The sequence below is a fragment of the Serratia sp. JSRIV002 genome (genome assembly GCF_019968725.1).
GTDB classification, from domain to species: Bacteria; Pseudomonadota; Gammaproteobacteria; order Enterobacterales; family Enterobacteriaceae; genus Chania; species Chania fonticola_B.
This window is the reverse complement of record NZ_CP074143.1, coordinates 3,381,257-3,403,928: the sequence shown is the minus strand read 5'-3', so window position 1 is coordinate 3,403,928 and position 22,672 is coordinate 3,381,257. Positions and strand designations below refer to the sequence as shown.

The window sequence follows — 22,672 nt, the reverse complement described above, 5'->3', positions numbered from 1 at the left end:
TCCGAGCAGGTGCGTTGAATAAAGAGCAGGTCATGCAAAACGAGAAGAAATCGAACGTAGAGTTCATCCCACAATTTGATAAAGCCTTCTATCATCCGCGCTACTGGGGCGTTTGGTTGGGAACCGGGCTGATGGCCGGTATTTCTCTGGTCCCTGCTCGAATGCGAGACCCATTACTGGGTGCGATTGGTAAACTGGCTGGCAAGGTTGCTAAAGGGGCACGACGCCGCGCCCGTATCAATCTGCTTTATTGCATGCCGGAACTGCCAGAACAGCAACGCGAGCATATTATCGATGAGATGTTTGCTACCGCGCCGCAATCGATGATCCTGATGGCGGAACTGGCCTGTACCAAACCGGAGAAAGTACTCAAGCGCGTGCGTTGGCACGGTGAAGAAGTGCTGGATAAAATCCGTGAGGAAGGCCGCAACGTGATTTTCCTGGTGCCGCACGGCTGGGCCGTTGATGTGCCAGCGATGCTGATGGCTGCGCGCGGGCAACCCATGGCAGCGATGTTCCATAACCAGAGCAACCCATTGGTCGACTATCTGTGGAATAGCGTGCGCCGCAAGTTTGGTGGCCGTATGCATGCCCGCAACGATGGCATCAAGCCTTTTATCAGTTCGGTGCGCCATGGTTATTGGGGCTATTATCTGCCTGACCAGGATCACGGTGCCGAGCACAGTGAATTCGTGGATTTCTTTGCGACCTATAAAGCCACATTGCCTGCAGTCGGCCGCTTGATGAAAGTCTGCAAAGCGGCGATCGTGCCGCTATTCCCGGTTTATGACGGTAAAACCAGCATGCTGGACATTTATATCCGTGAGCCGATGGATGATCTGGCCGAAGCCGACGATGTTCGCATTGCGCGCCGCATGAACGAAGAAGTGGAAAACCTGGTGGGCCCTAATCCAGAGCAATATACCTGGATTTTGAAGCTGCTGAAAACGCGCAAGGAAGGTGAGATTGAACCTTACTCGCGGGACGATTTATATCGTTAATGTCGCTTATCAACTCTCTACCGGGCGTTACACTCTGCTAAATAAGCGCAGTATGCGGCGCCCCTACGCGCTAACCTGTTCGTTTCCTACAATTTCAGCAGCTTTTGGCAAACTGTAACGACGGGCTATAACCTGTCCTTTTGGTTTGTAGGAGAAGGGTGCTCCTAGATCTACACGCCAACAACCAACGGGCGGGAGCAGGCCCCCGCCGTTGGGTTGCCTTACCGTTCGGATTCGTAGGCCAAAATGGCCGCAACCTCCGTGTTGCCCGATCGAATACGCAGCTCACAAAGTTTGCTGCGCGTTAGCCATACCAGCAAAATAACGGTGGTACAGATAACGACCAGTTTGACGATGTTTCCTTTATTCAACATTGTGTTTCCTTCTCCTTGCCTCTCGGCAGGTAAGAAGCTAACCTAACGTTGTCTGGCGTTAGAGTTGGCCTCGGGTTGATGTTATCGACTCGGGGCTTTTCTCTTTGTATCCATCACCTTGGCTTTTGGCTCCAGATACAAAGATCCAGAGCACCCACGCGTAGTATATTCATCACACCCGTCTGGCTCGTGTCTGTTTTATTCCCAAATACCAACTCTGCGCAGCGTTACGCAATGCTCTGCAACGGCCTGAAAAACCCACTGTTCACCGTTGCAGATTTTAGTCAGGCAATTAGCAATGAACCATACAGCCCTGCTGGATTAGCGGTTCAAGCACCGCTGGATAATGGTCGAAGTCATTCCAACGCAGGTCCAGTCGCCGTAGGTTTTTCATTTGCGCCATGCTGGTCGGTAATTGACTTAATCGGTTGGCACGCAAGTCTAATGAAACCAGTGAACTCAATGCACCCAAGTCTTCAGGCAGCTGGGATAATTGGTTGAAACGCAGATTGAGCGTAGCTAACTTGGGCAATTGGCAGAATTGATCGGGTAAGTACGCAATGGCGTTGTTTTCCAAATCCATCACCTGTAACTCTGACAGTTGAGCGATCTCGCTGGGCAGGGTAGTGAGACGGTTTTTCATCAGGTGTAATTCACGCAACTGGCCCAGCAAACCGATCTCGGAGGGTAATGCGGTGATGGCGTTATTGTAGAGACGCAACTCTTGTAGCGCCGCTAGGGCGCACAGCGCCGTGGGGAGTTCCACTAGCTGATTATCCGTCAGATTCAGATAACACAACGCCTGCAACTGGCGAAGTGAATCGGGTAGCTGGCTGAAGCCGTTATCACTTAAATACAGATACTTTAATTCACGCAATTCCCCGATTTCGGCGGGAATGGATGCTGCCTGGTTGTGACCAAAATCGAACATTTGCAACTGGCGGAGCAAACCGATTTCCGTCGGCAGTTCGGCAATCTGGTTGCAGGAAATGTTGAGCACTTTCAGGTCACGATGGTGAAAAATCTGCTCGGGGAAGCGGGTCAGGCAATTATTGTACAGGCTGATTTTTTGCAGGGAGGTGCCGCTGAGATCTTCACTCTCCAGATTGGCCAATTGCCGCCCATCAAGATCCAGCGAGCCACGAGTATATTGCTGATGATGTTGATGTAGCATGAAGAGGTTCCCCAAATAGCAATAAAAAAGCCAGTCAGCGTAAACCGACCGGCCTTAACATTAAATGCGCGGTAATCAGTCTACGCGCAGGATACGGCTGGTATTGGTGGTGCCCACGGTGCTCATGACGTCACCTTGGGTAACCAGCACCAGATCGCCAGACACCAGGTAACCTTTATCACGCAGACGGGCGATAGCGTCATTAGCGGCGGCAACGCCATCGCTGTGGCTGCCAAAGTAGACCGGGGTGACACCGCGATACAGCGCCGTCAGGTTCAGCGTGTGCTCATGGCGAGACATGGCGAAGATCGGCAAGCCGGAGCTGATACGTGACATCATCAGCGCGGTGCGGCCAGATTCGGTCATGGCGATGATGGCGGTAACCCCTTTAAGGTGGTTAGCGGCATACATGGTCGACATGGCGATGGCTTCTTCGATATTGTCGAACTGCACGTCCAGACGGTGCTTGGACACGTTGATGCTTGGGATTTTTTCTGCACCCAGGCAAACACGCGCCATGGCGGCTACCGTTTCGGCTGGATACTGGCCCGCAGCGGTTTCGGCAGACAGCATGACCGCATCGGTACCATCCAGCACGGCGTTCGCCACGTCCATCACTTCGGCGCGGGTCGGCATCGGGTTGGTGATCATCGATTCCATCATCTGCGTGGCGGTGATCACCGCACGGTTCAGCGTACGGGCGCGACGGATCAGTTTCTTCTGGATGCCCACCAGCTCCGGATCGCCGATTTCGACGCCCAGATCGCCACGGGCAACCATGACCACGTCGGAGGCCAGGATGATGTCATCCATCGCTTCGTCGCTGCATACGGCTTCAGCACGTTCAACTTTCGACACGATTTTGGCGTTGCAGCCAGCGTCACGTGCCAAGCGGCGAGCATAGTTCAGGTCTTCGCCGGTGCGCGGGAAGGAGACAGCCAGGTAGTCGACGCCAATTTTGGCGGCGATCAGGATATCGGCTTTGTCTTTCTCGGTCAGGGCTTCGGCAGAGAGACCACCGCCCAGTTTGTTGATGCCTTTATTGTTCGACAGCGGGCCACCTACGGTGACTTCGGTGAACACTTTCATGCCCTGAACTTCCAGCACTTTCAGCTGTACACGGCCATCGTCCAGCAACAGGACATCGCCAGGCACCACGTCCGCAGGCAGGCCTTTATAGTCGATACCGACTTTTTCTTTATCGCCTTCCCCCTTGGTCAGGTTGGCATCCAGCAGGAATTTATCGCCGATGTTAAGGAAAATCTTGCCTTCCTTAAAGGTGGAAACGCGGATTTTTGGCCCTTGAAGATCGCCCAGGATAGCGACATGACGCCCCAGCTTGGCCGCAATCTCACGCACTTTATCTGCCCGTGCCTGATGGTCTTCTGCATTGCCGTGGGAAAAGTTAAGCCGAACTACGTTCGCACCAGCAGCAATAATCTTTTCCAGATTATTGTCGCGGTCGGTAGCCGGACCCAGTGTGGTAACGATTTTGGTTCTTCTGAGCCGTCTGGTCATGTATTACTCCGTTGACTTGTGACGCAAGTATTGGTGTTGCTGAACGTCAGATAACGAAACCGGATGAGGGAGCCGACGCTTTTCGCCTACCCAATTTTCATCAGGGTTATCTGTATGAACGAGCTATCAGGGTACAACTATAATCCCGCGGGTCAACTTGTGATCTGACCGGCGGTTTTTAAAACCGTTTTCAGTCGAAACTGTTGGGGACGATCCCTTTATCAAAGCGCGATTCTTTCAACGCTTCCTTGACCCGCTTCAAGTTATCTCTGAATTTAGCCCCTCGACGCAAGGTAAATCCGGTGGCCAGCACGTCAATCAGGGTTAACTGTGCAATTCGGGACACCATTGGCATATAAACATCGGTGTCTTCCGGCACGTCCAGCAGTAGGGGGAGGGTCGCAGCCTGGGCCAGTGGAGTATCTTTCGAGGTGATGGCGATGACCGTGGCGTCATTCTCTCGTGCCAGATGCGCCATCTCGACCAGATTCTTGGTGCGCCCGGTATGGGAGATCAGTACCACGACATCCCCCTCGACGGAGTTCATGCAGCTCATGCGCTGCATGACGATATCGTCAAAATAGACCACCGGAATATTGAAGCGGAAAAATTTGTTCATGGCATCATGCGCCACGGCGGCAGAGGCCCCGAGCCCGAAGAACGAGATTTTTTTTGCCTGGGTAAGCAGATCAACCGCACGATTGATTGCGGTAATGTCGAGATTTGCCTTTACTGTATCCAGGCTGGCCATCACCGACTCAAAGATCTTACTGGTGTAAGCGGCAACGGTGTCGTTTTCTTCGACATTGCGGTTTACATAGGGCGTACCGTTAGCCAGGCTTTGTGCCAGATGCAGTTTGAAGTCGGGGAACCCTTTGGTTTCCAGGCGGCGGCAAAAGCGATTAACGGTCGGCTCACTGACATCGGCCAGTTTGGCCAGCCGGGCGATGCTGGAGTGAATAGCGGTTTGTGGGGAGGCCAGGATCACCTCGGCGACTTTCCTTTCCGATTTGCTCAGGAGCTCCAGATGGCTCTGGATTTTTTCCAGCGTATTCATATAACGGGAGTCACTCATGGTTTATACCTGCCGGACACCGGCTTTCACGGGTGATCCATCGGGTATGTCGATTTCAATCAAAGGAGAAATCAATCCGGTTTAATGAAAATATACTACGTGCTGGTAAGCGTTGGCAGTGTCGACAAGGGATAAGCTGGCTTTTTTCACCAGAACATGACCTGTGTCTAACTTTCATAATGGTAAAAGAGTGTCAAAAAAGACAGAAAATTACAGTTTTCCCTGTTGCCAACAGCGTTCGCGCTGCACCAGGGATAACGCCGTAGTTTCTGGGGCTTTTTTTCTGCTTTTGATCCGGGTTTACTGGCCGTAGCGAAAGAGAGTACATTAGTAATGTAAGAAAATTACAAATATCCTGCATCGAGGAGATGAACATGGCGGTAACCTCTACAGCCCAGGCCTGTGACCTGGTTATTTTCGGCGCGAAAGGCGATCTGGCGCGTCGTAAACTGCTGCCTTCCCTGTACCAGTTAGAGAAAGCCGGTCACATCCACCCGGATACCCGTATCATCGGGGTAGGCCGTGCCGAGTGGGATAAAGAAGCTTATACCAAGGTGGTCAAGGAAGCCCTGGGCACCTTTATGAAAGAAAAACTGGACGATGAGCTTTGGGCCACGCTGAGCGCACGCCTGGACTTCTGTAATCTGGACGTCAACGACAGCAAGCACTTCGCTGAATTGGGCAAGATGCTGGACCAGAAACATCGTACCACCATCAACTATTTCGCCATGCCGCCAAGCACCTTTGGCGCCATCTGCAAGGGCCTGGGCGAGGCCAAGCTGAATAAAGAGCCGGCGCGCGTGGTGATGGAAAAGCCACTTGGTACTGACCTGGCATCCTCACGGGTGATCAACGATCAGGTTGCTGAGTACTTTAACGAATCCCAGGTTTACCGTATCGACCACTATCTGGGCAAAGAGACTGTACTGAACCTGCTGGCGTTGCGCTTTGCCAACTCCCTGTTTGCTTCCAACTGGGATAACCGCACTATCGATCACGTGCAGATCACCGTGGCGGAAGAGGTGGGTATTGAAGGGCGCTGGGGTTACTTCGATCAGGCCGGGCAGATGCGCGACATGATCCAGAATCACCTGTTGCAGATCCTGACCATGATCGCCATGTCGCCACCGGCGGACCTGACCACTGACCGTATCCGTGATGAGAAAGTGAAAGTGCTGCGCTCGCTACGCCGTATCGATCAGACCAATGTCCGGGAAACCACCGTGCGCGGCCAGTACACCGCAGGCTTTGTGCAGGGTAAAAAAGTGCCGGGCTACCTGGAAGAGGAAGGGGCAAACAAGAGCAGCAACACCGAGACTTTTGTGTCCATCCGCGTCGATATCGACAACTGGCAATGGGCCGGGGTGCCGTTCTATCTGCGTACCGGTAAGCGTTTGCCGACCAAATGTTCAGAAGTGGTGGTGTACTTTAAAAACCCACCGCTGAACCTGTTCCGTGACTCCTATCAACAACTGCCACAGAACAAGCTGACCATTCGCCTGCAGCCGGACGAAGGGATCGAAATCCAGGTACTGAACAAGGTGCCGGGGCTGGATCACAAACATCGTTTGCAAACCACCAAGTTGGATCTGAGCTTCTCGGAAACCTTTAACCAGGAACACGTGGCCGATGCCTATGAGCGTCTGCTGCTGGAAACCATGCGTGGCATCCAGGCGCTGTTCGTGCGCCGTGACGAAGTAGAAGAGGCTTGGAAGTGGGTTGACTCAATCATGGATGCCTGGAAAGCGGACAACGAAGCGCCTAAGCCCTACCAGTCTGGGACTTGGGGGCCGGTGGCTTCCGTCGCGATGATCACGCGCGATGGCCGTTCGTGGAACGAATTCGAATAAGCAGCAATTAACCTGTTCCCTCTCCCTCACCCTAACCCTCTCCCAAAAGGAGAGGGAACCGATCGAGCTCGCCGCTGCCTAGGTATTCTTTCTGAGGCCAGAGGTAGATTGAGACCGATTTATTATTGGAGCGGTAGGGGGCTTATTGAGAGCACCGTTCAGCTCCCTCTCCTTGGGGAGAGGGCTGGGGTGAGGGGCTGGTAACACGTCAACAGAATTAGCCTAGGTGACCGGCGTCAGCCTGTCTGCTGGCTTTTAGCGGTGCGATCGGAATCTGCAGCGATGCGGAGCCCTGTGGCAGGGGCGTGCCATACACCAACCGAAAGTAATGGAGAGAATGACGATGAAAAACTGGAAAACCAGTGCAGAACAGATCCTGACGGCAGGCCCCGTAGTTCCGGTGATTGTGATTAACAAACTGGAACACGCTGTGCCGTTGGCTAAAGCACTGGTTGCAGGTGGCGTGCGCGTGCTGGAAGTGACGCTGCGTACCGCCTGTGCGATGGACGCGATTCGTGCGATCGCCAAAGAAGTTCCTGATGCCATCATTGGTGCGGGCACGGTGATCAATCCGCAACAGCTGCAAGAAGTGACCGAGGCTGGCGCTCAGTTTGCCATCAGCCCTGGCCTGACCGCCGATCTGCTGAAAGCTGCTACCGCAGGCAGCATTCCGTTGATCCCGGGTATCAGCACCGTTTCCGAGCTGATGTTGGGGATGGATTATGGCCTGCGCGAGTTTAAATTCTTCCCAGCGGAAGCCAATGGCGGCGTCAAGGCGCTGCAAGCCATTGCCGGGCCGTTCTCACAGGTGCGCTTCTGCCCAACCGGAGGCATCACGCCGAACAATTACCGTGACTATCTGGCACTGAAAAGCGTGCTGTGCATCGGTGGTTCCTGGTTAGTGCCTGCGGATGCGCTGGAAAGCGGCGACTATGCACGTATCACCGAATTGGCGCGTGAAGCCGTCAAGGGTGCTACCGCCTAAACCCGCGTTCGCTCCTGCTGATGCCAATCCTCTGTGATTGGCATTTTTTTTGCCTGTAAATACCACAACTTCACATATTGCGGTGGTTGCTATCAACTTACTGAATGGATTCCCTGATGAAGCGGGCCTAAAGCTATGGGGCGTGAAAAAGATTGAATTATGGCAGATCGCTATATATGATAATGATAATGATAATGATAATGATAATGATAATGATAATGGTTATCCTTACGATGCTGTTTGCAAAATGAGTCAGCATATCTAACCCGCTGGGTACATTTCTGGCAGTATCTTAACGTATATCTTTTCGGGTCAGGATTGGCTTGAAATATTTTTCCGGTAAATAGATTTTATGCGGGATTTATTCAGACAGGAAGTCACAGAACATCAACGGGCCAAATGGGCTGGCAAAGCGTTATTGATAACGGGTATGCCTGCTTGGTGCTTCGGCGTTTTATCACTATTCTTTCTTCTTGTTTTTCTTGCCTTCCTTATATTGGGTAGCTACACCCGCCGCATCAATGTGTATGGAGAAATAACTACCTTTCCTCGCTCGGTAAACGTGTTTGCGCCACAACAGGGATTCATCGCAGAGCGATTTGTCGGCATTGGCGATGTGGTCAAAAAGGGTCAGCGCCTATATCAACTAGATGTCAGCCGTGTGACGGATACCGGTAAAGTCAGCGCCAATACGCGTTTGGCGCTGGAAAACCAGGTACAGCATGTCGATAGCATTATTTTGAAGCTACAAGACAATAAACGTATGACGTTGGAGAATCTACACCAGCAAAAGCAGCAGTATCAAGCGGCCCATTCGCAATCCAAACAGTTGCTGAATAACGCACGTGAAGGGGTCGGCTTTGCTCAAGATAACATGCGCTCATATAAGGAATATCAACGACGCGGCCTGATAACCAAAGATCAGCTTAACGGGCAGACTTATTCATTTTATCAGCAACAAAGTCTGTTCCAAAATTTGTATAGTCAGCATATCCAGGAATCACTGCAAATCACTAATCTGGAGAGTGATATTGTTACGCGCGCAGCGGATTTTGATAACCAGATTTCTCAGTACCAGTTTCAGCGTAATGATTTACAGCGTCAATTGGCTGAAGCAGATGCCAGCGGAGCGTTGATAGTTAACGCACCAACCGATGGTCGTATCGAGTCTCTAAGCGTTACGCCAGGACAAATGGTCAATAGTGGCGATAGTTTGGTGCAGATTATCCCTCGTAGCGATGCGATTTATCAGTTAGTGCTGTGGTTGCCGAACAGTAGCGTACCCTATGTCTCTGCGAATGATGCCATCAACATTCGCTATGACGCCTTTCCCTACGAAAAATTTGGACAATTTCCCGGCAAGATCGAAAGCATTGCTTATGTTCCTGCCTCCGTTCAAGAAATGTCCACTTACAGCAGTTCCCCCGTGCATCAAACGGCCGCGCAGACCGCATCTTATTACAAAGCCATCATCGCGCTGGAAAAAATGCACATCAGTTATCAGGGCAAAGTGCTGCAGTTGACTAACGGTATGTATGCCCAGTCGACGCTTTTCCTGGAGAAAAGGCCCTTATATCAATGGATGTTTTCGCCTTTTTACGATATGAAAAAAAGTCTGATGGGACCGATAAATGACTGATTCTTATTTCGCGACGCTGACTGGAAGATTGAACTTGGCACTTGGTAGAAAGGTGCCGCAGATCCTGCAAGCGGAGGCATCTGAATGCGGTTTGGCTAGCTTGGCGATGGTGTGTCATTACCACGGGTTGCAAATCGACCTGTTCAATCTGCGCAACCGCTACGGCTTTTCTTCACGTGGGGCAACGATGGCCTCATTGATCGATATAGCAAATGCACTGAGGTTACAATCGCGCGCACTGTCACTGAACATCGACGAACTTAAGGTGTTGAAAATGCCCTGTATCCTCCATTGGGATATGAAGCACTTCGTTGTGCTGGTCAGTATCAGCCGCGGACGAGCGGTGATCCACGATCCGGCTTTCGGGCGTAAGGTGATGGAATTGCATGAGCTCTCGCGGCACTTCACCGGGGTAGCACTCGAACTGTGGCCTGACAGCGAATTTCAACCAATCAAGCAGCAGAGCAGGTTACGTTTTCGCAAGCTCATGGCCAACGTGCGCGGCCTCAAGGGGGCATTGTTTAAGATCTTCTGTCTTTCGATAGTGATTGAAGCCATCAACCTGTTGCTGCCAGTTGGCACGCAGTTGGTTATGGATCATGTCATCCTGGCTGGTGACCATGACCTTTTGGCTTTGATATGCATAGGATTGTTGTGCTTCATTTTATTCCGTACTGGCGTATCCATGCTGAGAACGTGGATTTCCATTGTTATGGGGGCGCTGATAGACGTACAGTGGAAAGCGGGGGTTTTCGATCATCTGCTGAAACTGCCTCTTTCTTTTTTCGAAAAGCGCAAGCTGGGTGATATTCAATCCCGCTTCGGTTCGCTGGATACAATCAGAACCACCTTTACCACCAGCATCGTCAGCAGCATTATCGATGGCATCATGTCAGTAGGCGTGTTTATTATGATGTTGCTTTATGGCGGTTGGCTAGTGTGGGTAGTGCTCGGCTTCACGGCGGTATACATCATCTTACGGCTATCGACATACCAATATCATCGGCAACTGTCGGAAGAGCAACTGGTAAAGGGCGCGCGGGCAAGTTCTCACTTTATGGAGACGTTGTATAGCATTGGTACCTTAAAAGCATTGGGATTATCCGAGACTCGGGCACAGTTTTGGTTAAACCTGAATGTGGAAACGATTAACGCTGGCATCAAGTTAACCAAGCTGAATATGATGTTTGGCGGGCTTGGCGCGTTTATTGCGACCTGCGATCAGGTGATCATTCTGTGGTTAGGGGCTGCGTTAGTGATCGACAATCAAATGACGCTCGGGATGTTTGTTGCTTTCAACGCTTATCGAGGCCAATTTTCTGACCGTGCCAGCAGCCTGATCGACATGATGCTCCAGTTGCGTATGCTAAGTTTGCATAATGAAAGGATAGCGGATATCGTATTATCGCCGCCGGAACAGCAAATGCCAATTCGCCAGCTATTTGCCAAAGGCCAGGCGGTGGAACTTCAGATTCGAAATCTGCGTTATCAATACGATCGTCAAACCAAGCCTATTATTGCCGACTTAAACCTCAGCATAGCAGCGGGTGAAAGTGTGGCGATCGTCGGTCCATCCGGTGTGGGTAAGACCACGTTGATGAAATTGATGTGCGGATTGCTGACGCCGGATGAAGGCGCGATTCTGGTTGACGGTCTGGATATCAGTAATATCGGTGTGAATAATTATCGCCAGTGTATTGCCTGCGTGTTGCAGGATGACAAGTTGCTGGCAGGTTCGATTGCTGAAAATATTTCGGGATTTGATGCTGAGTGGGATTTTCAGCGAATTGAGGCTTGTGCCCGCCGATGCAATATGCATGACGATATTCAAAATATGCCAATGGGATACGAAACGTTAATTGGGGAGTTGGGGGGCAGTTTATCTGGTGGACAGAAGCAGCGATTGTTGATCGCGCGTGCACTTTATCGCAGGCCAAGTATATTGTTTATGGACGAGGCAACTAGCCATTTGGATCTGAAAAACGAGCTGCATATCAATGATGCTATTGCGAAAATGAATATTACCCGCGTTATCATCGCGCATCGCCCTTCGACGATTGCCTCAGCGGATAGAGTCATTACGTTAGTGTGAAAATAGAGATGGTGTGATCAAATACTTTTATCTCTATGTGTAAATATTAATTTAAGGTGGCGTAAAGCTATGAAACCCTATGTATTAATAATTTCACATAATCCTGATAATACAAGCGGTATCATTTATGCTAAACAGTGGTGCGGGTGAGGCATTGAGCTTCTTGGCCAATAACGGCTGAACTTGGCTATTATTTATAATGCATTTAAACGTATGTAAGTGATCTAAATAACATGTTTTCGGTGGTTTATTTATTGAACTATCATCTTTAAAATGTTATCTTTTCTATTCCATTAATAGGAAATGGAGGTTTTATGTTTTTAGTTCTAATGGTCTTACAGTTCGTTGTCGCTTTTTTCGCATATGATTATTGTGAAAAAAGATTAGATAAATTAAATAGTAAATAACCTAAACAAGCAGGGTCGTCATTTTTCGACTCTGCTTTCTATTTCATCCACGATGAAGCTAGGCCTGACTCTGTTTCCATCGTCTGTTCGGTGAAGGATAAGTGAGTATTTAAAAAACCTAATAATGCAGACTCCGGTATATCTTGTGGTAATTCTAAGGTGTCAATTATTGTTAAGAAAATTGCTCTTAGTAGAACCCCAGGGCCTGAGATATTCAACGTTAGCCTCGAATTGTTTTTGTATCCATCAAGAGCATAATTGAAAATAAAGTCATTCTGGATGTTGCTTTCTACCAACAAAAATATTTTTCTATAATTTTCATTTATAATCTTTAGCGAGAGGTCTATTGCTGCTGAATTACTGTTGGCGACTATAACGTTACTAAAAAACACATTGTTCTTTTTTTTATGTCTGCTGAGTAGAGGTATGTCGAAAGGGATTCTTATTTCTTTCAAACTGCAGAATATACTGTTATTTCCAGTGTTGCGTAAATCCTTTTTCATGGCATTGAACAATGCTGAGCTATCGAAGCAGTCATTGCTCTCAAACATTTTTCTTTCTTTATGTTCTATCTCCCAAAATTTTTCAAATGTCATTGTGTTTTTCATTGCCTCTATTTTTTCATTGTGTTGATCATGCAGGTTATTATCAGTTAAATATCTGTCAGTATGTGGGAAATCAATGTTTATTTTAGGTAGCGTATCGATATCAATGTAAATTCCACCGAACTCTGATAGAACCAGTAGTCTTATCACATCCGATGCTGCGGCGAGATTAGTTCTATAGAATATTTCAAAATTGTAAATTTTAAGTCTCCCTCTGTTTTCATATTTACTAATTAGGGTGTTAATATCCATTATTTTTATGTTGCGATAGCTTGACTTGATGTTAATAAATTCCTTACGTGCTTTATTTATATAACGACTCGAGAATTTTTTACCTGATACATCAGTAAGATATTCTGCTATTATTTCGTCATTAAATATATTTCTCTCCTGTGAAAAGTACCAACATTGGCGTTGTGCTCGCAATGCTTCGTCCTTTGAAGTTTCATCGGGACGCAATGTTGCTTTTTTTGCTTTCAATAGCTCACCTGCTAAGAGTGTTTTGGGATCCATCCATAACATAACACGATAGTCATTATTACGCTTTGCCCATAACTCAACATGCTTGAGTTGAATTTTTGATATTTCACCAATCCAAATAAAGTGAATTAATTTGTTGTTTAATTCTTTGTGTGTATTTGAGTTAAAAGCGAGTTGGTATAAGACTAATAGCTTTTTTTTCAGGATGTACATAGGAATGTCATGAAAATTATTTTCTATAGAAATAAGTAACTCATCGATAAAAATAAGACTTTTCAAAATATTGCTGGTGATCTCTGACTCATAAGCGATAGCTGCATGGCTAAATGTTTCGGCGATGGAGTTTATGTTGGCTTCTTTACTGTTGTACGATGACTTAGATATAATTTCAACGTAAACAGTTTCAAGTATGTCTAATAGGATTAATAGTTCATTACTGTGTTTCCCTTTTATTTCATTAGGTTTAATTTTATAGCTATAAAAAAATTTTTCTCGCAGTGTGGCTATTTTATCGCTTAGCTTTTTCATTTGTCATAATGCCCTCCTTTAAGGAGGGCATTCTCAATGGTTAAATGTTCAGTTCTGGTTAAAATGGCTGTTATTTGAAGAGCCATTATTACTAGGTACTCTTGAGCCTATAATGGTTCCAGCATTTGTGCTCGGGCTGTTATTGCCTAAACCAGATGCTCCAGCAAGAATACCGCTGTAACCACCAGAAACGTTTTCAAGAAATTCCTTATCTAATTCTTTCATGTTAATCTCTCTCTATTTAGTGTGTTATTTCGTGGGTTGGTGTGCATAACCCGCATGTTGCAATGCTCTGACTGAATTGGTTTTTTACATAAGGATTAGATTTATCGAATGTTCGATTTTCTCTAATTAAGTAAAAACCAAGCGAAATCAGACACGGATAGGATTGATTTTTTGGTACACCTCCTGTTATAAGATAGTATTTGATAATATTAAAAACCAAATGTGTCAAATAAAAATAGCTGCAAAATATTTGGTATGTTCTCTATCGCATTTCTCCTATCAGACATTACAAATTGAGCAATAGAGATTTCAACGTATTATGAAGCAATGTGCTGTCAAGAATGCTGTAATGCGTTTCTGCGCAACAGGTGATACTAACATTATGAGATGATTGTGCTCTCCACCTCTGTGAAAGGTCGGGTTGTTTACGTAATCGTTCTTGGTTAAGCCATAACGTCAACGGAATGTTGAGTTTCGGTAGTTCACCTGCGCTATCAGTCAGTTCGAACGCTTTTTTTATCGCCAAACAAAAGGCTTCAGCATGCTCAAGCGTAATTTTTTCAGCAAGGACAGACTGATTCAAAACGAAGTGCCCCCTGACTTCGTCGATAGTATTGCTCTGAGGTGGCGTTTTTCCAGGCTGGTATAAACGACGAGCTATACCGAGAGAGTCGAAAAGGTTTAGATAACACTGTGCGACGCTAAAGTGACGTTTCTTCGACGGGGATGACGACGGTAAACTGCTGTCGATGACGACAGCATGCGCAAATGACTCGCCTTGCTGTGTGGCTAAGGCTGCCATATGGATGGCTAATTGACCGCCCAACGACCAACCTGCGATCACTGCCGATGCACGTTCGCTTTGTGGAATGCTAGCTAAATGTTCGGCAGCCAACTGCTGCATGGTCACGGAGACGCTGTCTCCTGGCCCCGCCAATCCCGGACTGGCGATCGTTCTGACGTTGGCATAAGGAGACAACTTCCGTATCAATCTGCTGTATTGGTGAATTTGTCCGCCAGCACCATGTACCAAATACAGCGTAGGTAGTGAAGGACGGTTTACTGTCTCGGACAGTACCGACAGCGCTAACGGGCTATTCTGATGAATGCGTTCGGCAAGAGACGTTAGCTGTTGGTAGCTAAGAATTTCGGCAAGCGTCAACTCGACGTTCAAGGCTCGTTTAATTTTCCCCAAGAAGGTAATGCCGGACAGCGAACTGCCGCCATTGCGGAAGAAACTAGCGTGGGGATCTATCTGATTGGGCTCGCAACCCAGCGTTTCTGCCAGTAGCATCTGTAGATGCTGCAACTCAGCCGCGATTGTTGGAGAGATTGGGCCTGGTTGGGCCTGTAAGAGAACGTCGTTCGAGGATAATAATGAACGATCCAATTTTCCATTGTGCGAGAGTGGGAAGTGTTCGATGACGTGGTATCGCGTTGGCGCCATATAGGCAGGTAGCGCGGAGGCCACATGTTCTCGCAGTTGCACTTCCGCTTGCGCACTCGATTTTCCCTCTGGCGTCAATACTATATAAGCTTCTAGGTGACGTATGCCACTGTCTGGATCGTTGCAGCATACTACGCATGCTTCCGAAACCAGTGCGTTGTTTTTAATAACGAACTCGATATCGCCCAGTTCGACACGGAATCCTTGTAATTTAACCTGTTGGTCTTCGCGGCCAAGAAATTCGATATAGCCGCAGCGATTCCAACGACCGCGATCGCCTGTGCGGTACAGACGGCCACCGAGCTCTGAGCACGTAATAAAACTGGCGGAGGTGGTTTGCCGATCGCGCCAATATTCGCGTGCTACCCCAGTGCCACCGATATAGATATCACCCGTTGCGCCATAGCCGCACGGCTTATGATTTTCATCCAATACCCACATGTTCTGGTTGGGCAGAGCTACACCATAAGGTATTGCTTTTCTGAATTGTGTATCTCGCGTAAGAGGATGATAAATCGACCAGATCGCCCCTTCAGTCGCACCGCCCAAGCTGGTGATGCACGCGTTAGGGCATAGTCTGTGCGCTTGTGCGATCAACCGTGGCGAAATGCGATCTCCGCTCAACCAGATTTGTCGCAATTCAGGCAAGGAAGCGATGTTTTCCTGCTCACAATATTGCATCAGCATTTGCAATATGGCGGGGACAGAGTTCCAGATGCTAATCTGGTTTTGCCGTATTGCAAACAGCCATGAGGCTGGTTCTTTGGCGTCTTGCGCCGACAAACTGATGACCGTGGCACCTGCTAACCAACTGCCGAATAGGTCATAAACCGACAGGTCGAAAGCCAAATCCGCGATGGCTAATATGTTGTCCCGAGGAGAAACATGGAACAGCCAGTTCATAGTTAACAGGGTGTTGGTGACGGCACCATGCTCGATTGCCACGCCTTTCGGCGTTCCTGTTGTCCCCGAGGTGTAAATGACATAAGCGAGATCATGCGCTTTCCCTGGAGTGAAATGAAATTCATCATGCAAGCGGAATGTGGAAAATATCGTATCCAGATCCTGACAATGGGTATCCAACGGATAGCGAGAGTGCCGATGTGATGCGTTATTGATAACCCAATTGCAGCCCGACAATCGGATAACGTCAGCGACGCGTGCGTCCGGCAGTCCCTCTGCGAGAGGCAAATAAGCGCGGCCTGACAGAAGGATACCGAGCGCCACGATGGCTTGCAGCGCACCACGAGGGAGATCGATAGCGATCAGTGCTTCCTGAACAGTGTGAGTTTCCAGCCAATATGCGACTGTACTAGCATGATGAAGCAGTTCATCGTAGCTCCACACGCGCTCACCTTCGATCAATGCTGGCAGGGCTGCATGTTCGTTACCAGCGCGCCACAGCTGCTGTGATAGGTTTTGGTGAAGAAACTCCGGCATCTCCACGCCCGTAGAAAGCTTGCGCAATTGCGCGATATCGTCAGTTGGCGTTAGGGAGTAACGGCCGACGGCTTGCATGGGATCGTGTGAAATTTGCTCCAGCAGTAGCGCGTAAGCCTGCGACAATGCTTTGATGCGCTGAGGTGCGAACAGCTTGGCGTTGTATTGCCATTCAAATTGAATGCCGTCCATGGTGGAGATGACTTCCAGCACCAGATCAAATTTAGGTGGGGCATAATTTCTCGGCAGCGTATCAACCTGTGCTGAACCAAAAATCAGTTCGTTGCTTTTGCGATGTTGGCAAACGAACATGATCTGGAAAATGGGATGAAATTTGCCGCGTGCAGGTTTCAATTGTTCAACCAAATAGGAGAAAGGCAGTCCCTGATGCTTAAACGTGCGGGCAAATTTATCGGCGCTTTTTTGCAATAAAGTACTGAATTTGTCGTCTGTGTTGATATGAAATTGGTGAGCTACAGTGTTAACGAAACTTCCAACGGCAGAGTTTAATGCCGGTTCGTTTCTGTTGGCGACCGGGCTGCCGATGACCACTCGTTCCGAAGCCGACTCCCTGGCGATGAGCAGAGCGAAGGCTGTGTGCAGCAATGCAAATAGTGACGTACCGGCGCGTTTAGCCTGTTGCGTCAAGGCTTGCTGCAAATCGCCAGCCAGCGTTTCTCTGACGATGTTTTGCGCTTTATCCGTTGCAGTAATGGCAATGTCATAGTCCAATGTGTGTTTTTCAGGAGCATAGCGCAGCTCATCAAGCCAAAACTCAAGGCTATCATTGACGTTTGCGACGGTTAGAAAAGGATCTTCAAGGAAGCGGAAAAAAGCATGGCTGTCGTCATACTGAGGACGATGTTCTTCATCAGAACAGTAGTCACGGCTGAGTTCGTCAACCAGTAAGTTGGCAGTCCAGCCATCCACTATGCAATGGTGGAAGGTCAAAAACAGATAGTGGTGCTGCGCGTTTTTTCTCAGGATACGGCAACGCAGTGGGAGTTCTGCGCCAAGATTGAACGGAACGCTGCATTGTGCTTCCAGAGCGGACATCACGCTGTTTTGCTGCGCCTCTTCATCAAGCGTGTTGATATCTTCCAGGCAACGTTCAAAAATGGTCGTATCGGGGGAAACGATATCGACGGCGATGTTTTCACCGTCAAGCTGATAGCGACCGCATAGCGCAGCATGACGTTTAAGCATTTTTTTCAACGCGGAAATCAAGCGTGCGGGCTCAAAGGTTCCGATGATCTCCTTGGCTATCGGGATATTATACATGGGGCTATTTTTCGTGAAGTTTTCGTATAGCCAGAGGTATTGTCCCGCATAACGGTTGACGAGATAGTTCGGTTTTTTCCCTTCATCCTGCGCGGATTTAGCCGCTGTGCATGTAGAAAGAAATGCTGCTATGTCTGGTTGCGCGGCATTGATTTCGGTATCGGTGATATTGCTGATTTCCAGATGCTGTGGCGATAGCTTGCCGAAGTTGGCACCTTTTTTTGCCATTTCCATCAGATGTATCAGGCCTGCTACGCTCATAAACTCACTCCTTCCCTAAGGGGGGTACGTCTTGCTTGTCACTGCGTCCATGACATGGCTGCTGCTTGCTGTTCGCGGCAATTAAATTGAGCCAGTAAGACAAGTCGCAAAGTTGTACCCCAGGGTTCCTTTGTTGTACCGCAGCGAAAGCGGTTTGGTGATCGGTACTCTCTCTATCGTCGATGCCGAGACTCTTAAGTACGCAACCTCGCAGCCTCTCATTGGTGGTATCAAATCGAATATGGGGAAAGTATCCCAACTGTGCTGAAAGGGCGATCAGTTCGATTAAGCCATCATCGATGAACCTAAGACTGTGATCGGCTTTGCGCAGCAACAGCAGCTTTTCGTGCCGATATCCGTTCAATAGATCTTGCGTGATCTTGGTACTGCTTGAAGCGTTACACAGAAAGATCATTTTTTGCACTTTCCCCGCCAGTGCGTGCAACAATAGAGGTAGGGTGTTGAGCCAGCTTGCATATTGCAAAGGTGCTTCCGGCACGTTAAATACTGCGGCGGCCAGCAGTTGACCTGTGTAGCAATGAGCATCTTCCTGCGACGTGAGAATGCGCGCGTTATGTTCGGAGGGGAGGGTCTCCAGCAAACGGCGTTCGTCTAGGCCTTCGGGCTGTTGGAAAAACAGCACGGGGCTTGTCGACGAGTTCGCATTGACGGATAGACAGCGGCTGATGGCGCAGCGAATATCCAGATGGTGTTGACTTAGCCCATAACGTAAGAGTGCCAGCTGTGTAATATGTTGGCAAAATTCTGCGAGGCTCGGGTGTTCAAAGATATCCCGCAGGTTCAAATCGAACTGACAGTAAGCGTTAAGTGCATTAATGATTTTTATCGCTTGCAAGGACTCACCGCCGAGAGTGAAAAAATCGCCATCTTCACTGCCCAACGTCCTCAGCCAAATTTCCTGGACTAATGCGTTGAACGTCGTTGAGTGCAACTCATCTTTCAGCGTTGATTCCACGGAGTGCCGTTCAAGCGTGCGATAATCGATCTTGCCGTTAGGTAGTTTTACCAGTGGCGTTTGATGGTGTATGAAGCTTTTGGGAATGTGCGAGTTGGGCAGCATCCCGAACAGCGTGCGTCGGCCAAGCTCATCCAGCGGTTGCGGGCTGTGATAATGCGCGTAAAGCACCGCGCCAGTGTCCCCACTTTTTGCCAACACGGCGACTTCGACAACGCCTGGGAGTCTGCCGATGCAAGCTTCTATTTCGCGCATGTTGACTCGCTTGCCTGCGATTTTTGTTTCGTGAACTTTGCGCCCAAGGAATAATAACTGCCGGTCCTGATCCAAGCAGGCGATATCACCGGTGCGATAGGCGAGTATTTGTCGATCGCCCATCTCAATCGTCACGAATTTTTCCGCGCTCAGTGCTGGCTGATTTAGGTACCCCAAGCAGACAGTAGCCCCGGCGATTAACAGTTCGCCGCTGCACCCCAGTGGAACCGTTGCGAGATTCTCGCCGACGATCGCTACGAATACGCCGCTGAGCGGGGAGCCGATTGTAATGGCGGCATCATCGTTTTTGACCTCTGCGGCTGTAGCCACCACTGTTGCCTCGGTCGGGCCATAGGTATTGATTAACCGCCTACCGCAGGGAGGCTGTAAGAACCAGAGCTCCTTGGCGCGTGCCGAAAGGCTTTCCCCTCCGACGATCACTGTTTTGACCGATGCCGGCAATTGCAGTTCTCCTCCGAGTGCAAACAGTAACTCGTTAAAATAGGCGGTGGGGAGATCCAACAGGCTAAGGCGATGCGTTGCGCAGAATTCTAACAAGTCAGGAAAACTGTGCGCCGAGGCGTCGGGAGCTATATACAGACTGGCGCCAACTGCTAACGTCATAAAAATTTCTTCTATGCTGGCGTCAAAATGCAGAGGAGCAAATTGCAAGACGCGATCGTGCGCTTCAATGTTGTAGCGTTCGATTGCAGCGGCGGTGAAAACGTTAAGCGCCCATCTGCCGCAGATAACACCTTTGGGTACCCCGGTGGTGCCGGATGTAAACATGATATAGCCGATCCCGGCGGGAAACTCGGTATTGTTGGCAGGCATCCGACGATGGAAAAAGGCGCAATGCGTGAAATCCTTTGGTACAGCCAGCGCCAAACTTTGCCAGTGGCACGAGGCGCGGAGCAGTGAATGGCGATTCAACGTGCGCTCGGTTATCAAAATGGCATCGTCAAATTGCTCTAGCAAACGACGATATTCTGCGTCATCGGCGTTCGAGTTCAGATTAACGAACGGCATATTCAATTGCAGTGAGGCCAGCATAAAGATCACTGCCTCTGGCCCTTTGGGCAGGTCGATCAACAGAGCCGTATTTGTTGCGCGGACAGGGGCCAGCAAATTGGACCAGATGCTCACTTGCTGCTGCAAAAGCGCGTAAGACAGTTCCCTAAGAGACTTTGAAGGATGTTCCGGCGTACAAATAGCGAGGTTCTGTGGTGCATGAGTAGCCGTGCGTTCAATGCGTTGCATGACATCAACGACATCGCTATCGTGTTCTTTACCGTACAAAGAAAGTGGGAAATGCTGCCTTAGTTGTCGAACAGAGGCGTTTTCTTGTTCGCTGTGCAGCAATGAGCACAGCTTTTGTACCGCCAGGCTGTGTCGTGCCAGGCTAGCTCGATCATAAAGACCCGAGTCGGCGTCGATTTCCAAGCGAAGTGTCTGGCTATTGATATCGGGACGTAAATTGAATACCAGATCCTGAGCGCCTCCCGAGCGTATGTTGCGTACTACGCTGCGCTGCGTGGGAGAAAACGAAGCCGATGCCTCGAAGGGAATGATATTGACCACTATATTGAACAACGGCAAGTGGCTGGCGTTGCCCCGCATGCTTTTTATCTCTTCATAGCGAAATGCCTGATGTTTTTTGATCTGTTTAAGTTTGCGCTCTACTTCATGCGCCAACTGTAGCCCGGTAGCGGTTTCTTTAATGTCTATGGCCAGCGGGAGTACGTTGGTTTGGCAGGTTAATGCTTGGCGTGCAAGATGCCCCTTGCGCGCCATCATGGGGATGCCGATCACCGGTGCGCTTTCGCCAGTGCAAAAATACAGATGGACCATCACAGCAGCCAGGATCTTCGCCATCCAGGAAGGCTGGTTGGTTTGCAGTGAGAAGAGACTAGCCGAGCACAGAAAAGACTCTGTGTGACGGATAACCCGCCCCGACGGCATGTTGGTACGTGCTAGTGTCGTTGGGACTGGTAGCTGGGAACAGGTCTTATGCCAAAATTGTTTGTCCGCCTGATAGCCCGCTGAAAATTTGTATTCGGACTCTGCTTTGAGCAGTTCATTGAGTGTTGGAGTTTCGGATAACCTCTGTGGCTGCAAGGGCAAATTTCTGTAGGTTTCAGCGACTTGATGAATCAGCAGATAGGCGCTATAGCCATCAAGCAGCAGATGATGACTGCAGAAATACCATAGAAAATGGTTTTCACCCAGCGACAGGATTTTTTGTCTGAATAGTGGTGGTGTATTCAACAAAAATGACTGCCCGGCATCTTCCTCCATTAGCGCAAGAGCAACGGCCATGCTATCGTCATGATGCGATAGGTCCACTAACTCCACCGCAGCTTTACACACTGTGGTGCATTGATAAGGAACCCCATTATCTTCTGCAAACATTGTATAAAGCGTTGGCGTTTGGCTGAACACCCAATCAATGGCGTCCTTCATTCGCGCGATATCTAGCGGGTGACTTATTTCAACATATTCAGCGATGTTATAAATAGACTTGTCGTTGCTGATCTTGTTGCCGTAATAAAACCCAACCTGCGGATCCAGTAATTTATTTTTGATCATGTCTCATCCCCCGACTTTGTCGTTGTTATTTTTTTCACAACCATCAGCTTTCCGGATCTTTTTGCACGCCAAAAAACGGTGTCGTTATCTATTATCGGTGCTATGCCTGCAAGATAGTCCATGCACAGTCGGGCACTACCAGGTTGGCAACAAAAGTCCAAAATGCATAGCGCACCTCCTTCGTTCCATTCGGAGCTATGGGGGATGAATGAGGGTTCGCTGATGAAACGTGCCAATGTGTCTTCTCTAAAATAGGCCCAGGTAATATATCCTAAAGGGTTGTCCAGATGATCGAACAGGATCTTGAACTGGTTCTGATTGATGGCTTGTTGAGTCCATAGTTGCAGTGTTTTGACATGATACAAACTGTAATTGCTATTCATTAGCATGCAACTAAGGGCAAAACCCAAGTTTTCATATTGGTTGAATTCACTTCTACCGTGGCAGTTTTCTTTGACAAAGCTCACTAA

15 protein-coding genes are annotated in these 22,672 nt (G+C 48.9%); 6 read left to right on the top strand and 9 right to left on the bottom strand.

Annotated elements, in window-relative coordinates; all coding sequences use genetic code 11:
- Nucleotides 1-32 precede the first annotated feature (32 nt).
- Nucleotides 33-1,001 (top strand): lauroyl-Kdo(2)-lipid IV(A) myristoyltransferase, encoded by a 969-nt coding sequence (lpxM, locus tag KGP26_RS15965; protein WP_037376004.1) that lies wholly within the window; start codon nucleotides 33-35, stop codon nucleotides 999-1,001.
- 221 nt (nucleotides 1,002-1,222) lie between these two features.
- Here the strand turns inward: lpxM and KGP26_RS15960 are convergent, their stop codons facing one another.
- The 4 genes from KGP26_RS15960 to KGP26_RS15945 form a co-directional block, all read right to left on the bottom strand.
- Complete coding sequence (locus KGP26_RS15960; RefSeq protein WP_021181155.1) at nucleotides 1,223-1,375, bottom strand: Hok/Gef family protein; 153 nt, start codon at nucleotides 1,373-1,375, stop codon at nucleotides 1,223-1,225.
- A 292-nt stretch (nucleotides 1,376-1,667) separates the two neighbouring features.
- Complete coding sequence (locus tag KGP26_RS15955) at nucleotides 1,668-2,549, bottom strand: leucine-rich repeat domain-containing protein (RefSeq protein WP_021806653.1); 882 nt, start codon at nucleotides 2,547-2,549, stop codon at nucleotides 1,668-1,670.
- Nucleotides 2,550-2,624: 75 nt separating this feature from the next.
- Complete coding sequence (pyk, locus tag KGP26_RS15950; RefSeq protein ID WP_021181157.1) at nucleotides 2,625-4,067, bottom strand: pyruvate kinase; 1,443 nt, start codon at nucleotides 4,065-4,067, stop codon at nucleotides 2,625-2,627.
- A 190-nt stretch (nucleotides 4,068-4,257) separates the two neighbouring features.
- Nucleotides 4,258-5,124, bottom strand: coding sequence for a MurR/RpiR family transcriptional regulator (locus tag KGP26_RS15945; RefSeq protein WP_037376120.1), 867 nt, complete (start codon nucleotides 5,122-5,124; stop codon nucleotides 4,258-4,260).
- A gap of 392 nt (nucleotides 5,125-5,516) precedes the next feature.
- On the opposite strand from KGP26_RS15945, the gene zwf reads away from it, so the two are divergent.
- From zwf to KGP26_RS15920, 5 genes are all read left to right on the top strand, one after another.
- A complete protein-coding gene (zwf, locus tag KGP26_RS15940; RefSeq protein WP_021181158.1) occupies nucleotides 5,517-6,992 on the top strand; it encodes a glucose-6-phosphate dehydrogenase in 1,476 nt (491 codons plus the stop codon).
- A 343-nt stretch (nucleotides 6,993-7,335) separates the two neighbouring features.
- A complete protein-coding gene (locus KGP26_RS15935; RefSeq protein WP_021181159.1) occupies nucleotides 7,336-7,977 on the top strand; it encodes a bifunctional 4-hydroxy-2-oxoglutarate aldolase/2-dehydro-3-deoxy-phosphogluconate aldolase in 642 nt (213 codons plus the stop codon).
- A gap of 49 nt (nucleotides 7,978-8,026) precedes the next feature.
- Complete coding sequence (locus KGP26_RS15930; RefSeq protein ID WP_223664272.1) at nucleotides 8,027-8,242, top strand: hypothetical protein; 216 nt, start codon at nucleotides 8,027-8,029, stop codon at nucleotides 8,240-8,242.
- Between the two features lie 87 nt (nucleotides 8,243-8,329).
- On the top strand, nucleotides 8,330-9,616 hold the full coding sequence (locus KGP26_RS15925; RefSeq protein WP_223499905.1) for an HlyD family secretion protein: 1,287 nt from the start codon (nucleotides 8,330-8,332) through the stop codon (nucleotides 9,614-9,616).
- A complete protein-coding gene (locus KGP26_RS15920) occupies nucleotides 9,609-11,708 on the top strand; it encodes a peptidase domain-containing ABC transporter (RefSeq protein ID WP_223499904.1) in 2,100 nt (699 codons plus the stop codon). Before KGP26_RS15925 ends, KGP26_RS15920 begins: the two co-directional genes overlap by 8 nt.
- A gap of 445 nt (nucleotides 11,709-12,153) precedes the next feature.
- Here the strand turns inward: KGP26_RS15920 and KGP26_RS15915 are convergent, their stop codons facing one another.
- The 5 genes from KGP26_RS15915 to KGP26_RS15895 form a co-directional block, all read right to left on the bottom strand.
- Nucleotides 12,154-13,728 carry a TcdA/TcdB catalytic glycosyltransferase domain-containing protein gene (locus tag KGP26_RS15915; protein WP_223499903.1) on the bottom strand — a complete coding sequence of 525 codons (1,575 nt, stop codon included), beginning with the start codon at nucleotides 13,726-13,728 and terminating at the stop codon, nucleotides 12,154-12,156.
- Nucleotides 13,729-13,776: 48 nt separating this feature from the next.
- Complete coding sequence (locus tag KGP26_RS15910) at nucleotides 13,777-13,953, bottom strand: hypothetical protein (RefSeq protein WP_173409193.1); 177 nt, start codon at nucleotides 13,951-13,953, stop codon at nucleotides 13,777-13,779.
- Between the two features lie 286 nt (nucleotides 13,954-14,239).
- The gene (locus KGP26_RS15905; RefSeq protein WP_223499902.1) at nucleotides 14,240-18,382 is read right to left on the bottom strand and encodes a non-ribosomal peptide synthetase; all 4,143 of its coding nucleotides are present in this window, start codon (nucleotides 18,380-18,382) and stop codon (nucleotides 14,240-14,242) included.
- Between the two features lie 4 nt (nucleotides 18,383-18,386).
- Entirely contained in the window at nucleotides 18,387-22,202 is a 3,816-nt protein-coding gene (locus KGP26_RS15900) for an AMP-binding protein (protein ID WP_223664271.1), read from the bottom strand.
- The gene (locus KGP26_RS15895) at nucleotides 22,199-22,669 is read right to left on the bottom strand and encodes a toxin-activating lysine-acyltransferase (RefSeq protein WP_209523624.1); all 471 of its coding nucleotides are present in this window, start codon (nucleotides 22,667-22,669) and stop codon (nucleotides 22,199-22,201) included. Before KGP26_RS15895 ends, KGP26_RS15900 begins: the two co-directional genes overlap by 4 nt.
- Between the last annotated feature and the right edge of the window lie 3 nt (nucleotides 22,670-22,672).

Coding starts and splice junctions, on each gene's coding strand:
- lpxM (WP_037376004.1), top strand. CDS start 33: ATGCAAAACGAGAAGAAATCGAACGTAGAGTTCATCCCACAATTTGAT.
- KGP26_RS15960 (WP_021181155.1), bottom strand. CDS start 1,375: ATGTTGAATAAAGGAAACATCGTCAAACTGGTCGTTATCTGTACCACC.
- KGP26_RS15955 (WP_021806653.1), bottom strand. CDS start 2,549: ATGCTACATCAACATCATCAGCAATATACTCGTGGCTCGCTGGATCTT.
- pyk (WP_021181157.1), bottom strand. CDS start 4,067: ATGACCAGACGGCTCAGAAGAACCAAAATCGTTACCACACTGGGTCCG.
- KGP26_RS15945 (WP_037376120.1), bottom strand. CDS start 5,124: ATGAATACGCTGGAAAAAATCCAGAGCCATCTGGAGCTCCTGAGCAAA.
- zwf (WP_021181158.1), top strand. CDS start 5,517: ATGGCGGTAACCTCTACAGCCCAGGCCTGTGACCTGGTTATTTTCGGC.
- KGP26_RS15935 (WP_021181159.1), top strand. CDS start 7,336: ATGAAAAACTGGAAAACCAGTGCAGAACAGATCCTGACGGCAGGCCCC.
- KGP26_RS15925 (WP_223499905.1), top strand. CDS start 8,330: ATGCGGGATTTATTCAGACAGGAAGTCACAGAACATCAACGGGCCAAA.
- KGP26_RS15920 (WP_223499904.1), top strand. CDS start 9,609: ATGACTGATTCTTATTTCGCGACGCTGACTGGAAGATTGAACTTGGCA.
- KGP26_RS15915 (WP_223499903.1), bottom strand. CDS start 13,728: ATGAAAAAGCTAAGCGATAAAATAGCCACACTGCGAGAAAAATTTTTT.
- KGP26_RS15910 (WP_173409193.1), bottom strand. CDS start 13,953: ATGAAAGAATTAGATAAGGAATTTCTTGAAAACGTTTCTGGTGGTTAC.
- KGP26_RS15905 (WP_223499902.1), bottom strand. CDS start 18,382: ATGAGCGTAGCAGGCCTGATACATCTGATGGAAATGGCAAAAAAAGGT.
- KGP26_RS15900 (WP_223664271.1), bottom strand. CDS start 22,202: ATGATCAAAAATAAATTACTGGATCCGCAGGTTGGGTTTTATTACGGC.